Raw genomic sequence first — 448 nt, forward strand, 5'->3', positions numbered from 1 at the left:
GACACGGTGGAACTCACCGCCATGTTTCTCAGATTGATCGCCGCATTCACGTCACGGTCATGCGCGGCCCCGCAAGCGTCGCAAGTCCAGTGCCGCTGCGCCAGGGTCAGCCTCTCGATCTTGACGCCGCAGCACGAGCAAATCTTGCTGCTCGGGTACCAGCGATCGACCACGACGACCTGCCCACCATGCCGTCCCGCCTTGTACTCCAGCTGACGGCGAAATTCGCCAAAGCCCATATCGGCAATGGCTCGCGACAGGCAGCGGTTGCCCAGCATTCCTTTCACGTTCAGATCCTCGATGCCGATCGTGTGGAAGCGCCGCGTGATGCTCGTCGATGCCTGGTGTAAATCGTTCGAGCGAATATTCCTGACCCGCGCATGTTGCCGCGCCAGCTTGCGCTTGGCTTTGTGGCGGTTGTGCGATCCTTTTTCCTTGCGCGAAACAG

Annotated in this window: 1 protein-coding gene; it reads right to left on the reverse strand. The window is 60.5% G+C overall.

Annotated features, from left to right (window positions below; genetic code table 11):
• Window positions 1-448 (reverse strand): RNA-guided endonuclease InsQ/TnpB family protein (locus LQ564_RS25765; protein WP_231060972.1); only part of this gene is annotated, 448 nt, incomplete at both ends.

Origin of the sequence: Massilia phyllostachyos (genome assembly GCF_021044825.1) — a bacterium.
GTDB lineage: Bacteria > Pseudomonadota > Gammaproteobacteria > Burkholderiales > Burkholderiaceae_D > Telluria > Telluria phyllostachyos.